3 protein-coding genes and 2 pseudogenes are annotated in these 3721 nt (G+C 69.1%); 2 read left to right on the top strand and 3 right to left on the bottom strand.

Annotated elements, in window-relative coordinates:
* Positions 1 to 145 (bottom strand): annotated as a pseudogene (locus NI18_RS24760) (DNA-protecting protein DprA); the annotation flags it as partial.
* The gene (gene plsY / locus NI18_RS19905) at positions 138 to 755 is read right to left on the bottom strand and encodes a glycerol-3-phosphate 1-O-acyltransferase PlsY (protein ID WP_037532730.1); all 618 of its coding nucleotides are present in this window, start codon (positions 753 to 755) and stop codon (positions 138 to 140) included. The pseudogene NI18_RS24760 and the gene plsY, both read right to left, overlap by 8 nt.
* Positions 756 to 1034: 279 nt before the next feature.
* Here plsY and murI point away from each other — a divergent pair, with 279 nt between their 5' ends.
* Positions 1035 to 1829, top strand: a complete 795-nt coding sequence (gene murI / locus NI18_RS19900; RefSeq protein ID WP_037532727.1) for a glutamate racemase — start codon at positions 1035 to 1037, stop codon at positions 1827 to 1829.
* 168 nt (positions 1830 to 1997) lie between these two features.
* Positions 1998 to 3226 (top strand): annotated as a pseudogene (hemA, locus tag NI18_RS19895) (5-aminolevulinate synthase).
* Between the two features lie 11 nt (positions 3227 to 3237).
* On the opposite strand, the gene NI18_RS19890 reads toward hemA, so the two are convergent.
* Positions 3238 to 3633, bottom strand: coding sequence for a DUF3429 domain-containing protein (locus tag NI18_RS19890; protein WP_347574894.1), 396 nt, complete (start codon positions 3631 to 3633; stop codon positions 3238 to 3240).
* Positions 3634 to 3721 lie beyond the last annotated feature (88 nt).

Genomic DNA, 3721 nt, shown 5'->3' with positions numbered 1-3721 from the left:
CGCGCCCGCCGCGGGCGTGCAGCGTCGGCAGCGCGTCGATCGCGGCCTGCGCGCTGCCGAACCGCGCGATCAGCTGGCGATAGGTGACCGGTCCGATCCCGGTCGTACGGATGAGCCGAAGTCTGGCGACCGCGGTGTCAGCCACCGCGCGGCCGGCTGGTGCCACCGATCCGCGGCTCGGTCCCGGCGAGCAGCCGCTGGACGTTCTCACGGTGCTTCCACCCGACGATCAGCGCGAGCGCGAGGAGCAGCAGGACGAGATCCGTGCGCCCGAACAGCGCGGCGGCGAGCGGTGCGCTGAACGCCGCGGCGATGCCCGCGACCGACGAGATCCGCAGCGTGCCGAGCAGGCCTAGCCACACCGCCGCATAGACCAGCCCGAGCGGCCAGTGGAGCGCGACGACGATTCCCATCAGCGTCGCGACGCCCTTGCCGCCGCGGAACCACAGCCAGACCGGGTAGCAATGGCCGATAAAGGCGCCGGCCGCCGCGAGCAGCGCGTTGCCGGGAAACAGATGCGCGACCAGCAGCACCGCGACCAGACCCTTGGCCATGTCGAGCAGCAGCGTCGCCGCGGCAAGGCCCTTGCGCCCGGTCCGCAGCACGTTGGTCGCACCGATATTGCCCGATCCGATCGTCCGCAGATCGCCCGCGCCGCCCAGCCGCGTCAGGATGACGCCGAACGGGATCGACCCCAGCAGGTAGCCGAGCGTCAGCGAGAGCGTCGGCGCGACCCAGAATATGTCCGTCTGCAAGAAAGCTCCCCCATTCCGCCCCGCTATAAACGACCCGCGGCGGACGGCAAATGCCCCCGACATCCATCCCGTCATCCTGACGAAAGTCAGGATCCAGAGCCACGCAGGACGACGCTCGCAACTCTGGATCCTGACTTTCGTCAGGATGACGGAAGAAGGGGGGCGGATACCGTAGCGCGGGCGGCGGAAGCGCCGTGCGGGCGACGGGCGACACCCCTGCCAACCTTCGGCCCTCCCGCCAGGCTGTCACCCGCCATCGATACCGCCTAAGGCGCGGTGATGAACGTTCGCCCCATCCTGTTCTTCGATTCCGGCGTCGGCGGCTTGTCGATCGTCGGCCCTGCGCGCGCTGCCCTGCCGGACGCGCCGTTCGTCTATGCCGCCGACTCGGCCGGCTTTCCCTATGGCACCAAGAGCGAGGCGGAGATCGCCGCGCGCGTGCCGGTGCTGCTCGGGCGGCTGGCGGAGCGGTATCGGCCGCGGCTGATCGTGATCGCGTGCAACACCGCGTCGACGATCGCGCTGCCGGTGGTGCGCGCCGCGCTCGACCTGCCGGTGGTCGGCACGGTCCCCGCGATCAAGCCCGCCGCCGCGCTGTCGGTGACGCGGACGATCGGCGTGCTGGGCACCGAAGCGACGGTGCGCCAGGTCTATGTCGACGATCTCGCGGCGCGGTTCGCGGCCGACTGCACCGTCCTGCGCTACGGCTCGGCGGCGCTGGTCGAGATGGCGGAGGCCAAGCTCCACGGCCGCGCGGTCGCGCCCGATCGCTATGCCGCCGTCCTCGACGGCCTGTTTGCGCAACCCGGCGGCGAGGCGATCGACGTGATCGTCAACGCCTGCACGCATTTTCCACTGGTCGCCCCCGAACTGGCCGTCGCGGCCGGGACGCGGGACATCCGCTTCGTCGATGGCGGCCCCGGCATCGCCCGCCGGATCGTCCACCTGATGCAGGGTCAGTCCTGGGCCGGCGCCGGCGAAGGGGTCGCGGTCTTCACGCGACTCGGCCCCGACGAGCAGGCGCTCGCCCCCGCGATGGCCCGGCACGGGTTCACCCGGATGGAGCAGCTCTGACGCGCGGCTTGGGACAATATGCCCGCTTGCGTCATGCGCGCAGCATGGCAATGTTCTACAAGGACGAGGAAAGCGATCACCGTAACAACGGTATTACGCTGGATTAGACGGAAAGCGAGGCGTAGTGCCCCAGGTCATGATTACGGATGTCTCCACGACGGCCGACGCATTGCGGGCCCACGAGTCGATTATTCGCGCGTCTTCACGCAGGCGATCGACCGCCTCCATGCCGAGGGCCGCTACCGCGTCTTCATCGATATCCTGCGCAACAAGGGCGCGTTTCCGAACGCACGCTGCTTTGCCGGGCATAACGGACCCAAGCCGATCACCGTCTGGTGCTCGAACGATTACCTCGCCATGGGCCAGCACCCCAAGGTGATCGCCGCGATGGAAGAGGCGCTGCACAATGTCGGTGCCGGCTCCGGCGGCACGCGCAACATCGGCGGCAACACGCATTACCATGTCGACCTGGAAGGCGAACTCGCGACCTGCACGGCAAGGAAGCGGCTCTGCTGTTCACCAGCGGCTATGTCTCGAACGAGGCGACGCTGGCGACGCTCGCCAAGGTCCTGCCGGGCTGCATCATCTTTTCGGACGAACTGAACCACGCGTCGATGATCGCGGGCATCCGCAATTCGGGCTGCGAGAAGCGCGTGTTCCGGCACAACGACCTCGCGCATCTCGAGGAACTGCTCGCTGCCGAAGACCCGAGCGCGCCGAAGCTGATCGCGTTCGAGAGCGTCTATTCGATGGAAGGCGACATCGCGCCGATCTCGGCGATCTGCGATCTCGCCGATCGCTACAACGCGCTGACCTATTGCGACGAAGTCCATGCGGTCGGGATGTACGGCGCGCGCGGCGGCGGCATTTCGGAGCGTGACCAGGTCGCGCACCGGATCACGATCCTCGAGGGCACGCTCGGCAAGGCGTTCGGCGTGATGGGCGGCTATATCGCCGCCGATCGCACGATCGTCGATGTGATCCGCAGCTATGCACCGGGGTTCATCTTCACGACCTCGCTGTCGCCGGTGCTCGTCGCGGGCGTGCTCGCCAGCGTCCGGCATCTCAAGGCGTCGAGCGTCGAGCGCGACGGGCAGCAGGCGTCGGCGGCGATGCTGAAGGCGATGCTGAAGGATGCCGGGCTGCCGGTGATGATCGGCGACACGCATATCGTGCCCTTGATGGTCGGCGATCCGGTCAAGGCGAAGAAGATCAGCGACGTGCTGCTCGCCGAATACGGCGTGTACGTCCAGCCGATCAACTATCCGACCGTGCCGCGCGGTACCGAGCGGCTGCGCTTCACGCCCGGCCCCGCGCATACCGAGGCGATGATGCGCGAACTGACCGACGCGCTGGTCGAGATCTGGAGCCGTCTGGACCTGCGCAAGGCGGCCTGAGCCGGACCGGCCTATAGTGCCGCCGCCGTGAGGGTCAGGACACCGAGCCCCAGCGACAGCGGCACGCGCAGCGCCATCCACCCCGGTGGCGCGATGCCGGCGCGGACCAGCGCCCGATCGACGAGCAGCGCGCCGCTCAGGCTGATTCCGAGCACCACCAGCGACGGCCCCGGCCAGCGCAGCCCGACCATCCACGGCCAGGCGGTCACCAGTGCGATCAGCGACGGTGCCACGCTCGCGAACCACAGCCAGCGCGGCGCCCCCTCGGTGCGCGCGGCCAGCCCCCACCACAGCCCGCCGAGAAAGCTGAGGATCAGCGCGGCATAGGCATAGGCGACCGCCAGCGCGGAAAATCGGCTCGCAGGGTCGTTGCCGAGCAGCAGCGCGACCGCGCCGATCTGCGGCAACAGCCCCGACAGCCCGAGCAGCCGCGCGATCGGCGGAATGCCACCGGAGGGCGCAGGCGCATCAGCGCGCGCGCACCCCCGGGCAGCC

Source organism: Sphingomonas sp. Ant20 (assembly GCF_000783375.1).
GTDB lineage: Bacteria > Pseudomonadota > Alphaproteobacteria > Sphingomonadales > Sphingomonadaceae > Sphingomonas > Sphingomonas aerolata.
The sequence above is the reverse complement of the archived record's forward strand: the minus strand, read 5'-3'. Positions and strand labels throughout refer to the sequence as shown.